This window comes from Hyunsoonleella pacifica (genome assembly GCF_004310335.1).
In the GTDB taxonomy this organism is placed as follows: Bacteria; Bacteroidota; Bacteroidia; order Flavobacteriales; family Flavobacteriaceae; genus Jejuia; species Jejuia pacifica.
This window is the reverse complement of sequence record NZ_SIRS01000030.1, coordinates 1-307: the sequence shown is the minus strand read 5'-3', so window position 1 is coordinate 307 and position 307 is coordinate 1. Positions and strand designations below refer to the sequence as shown.

At 51.8% G+C, this 307-nt stretch carries 1 protein-coding gene; it reads left to right on the top strand.

Annotation, left to right across the window (positions count from 1 at the left end):
• Positions 1-63 precede the first annotated feature (63 nt).
• The coding region (locus EYD46_RS17620) for an IS1-like element transposase (RefSeq protein ID WP_001409088.1) at positions 64-307 on the top strand (244 nt) is incomplete at its 3' end.

The window sequence follows — 307 nt, the reverse complement described above, 5'->3', positions numbered from 1 at the left end:
ACAACCTGGGTGATGCTGCCAACTTACTGATTTAGTGTATGATGGTGTTTTTGAGGTGCTCCAGTGGCTTCTGTTTCTATCAGCTGTCCCTCCTGTTCAGCTACTGACGGGGTGGTGCGTAACGGCAAAAGCACCGCCGGACATCAGCGCTATCTCTGCTCTCACTGCCGTAAAACATGGCAACTGCAGTTCACTTACACCGCTTCTCAACCCGGTACGCACCAGAAAATCATTGATATGGCCATGAATGGCGTTGGATGCCGGGCAACTGCCCGCATTATGGGCGTTGGCCTCAACACGATTTTAC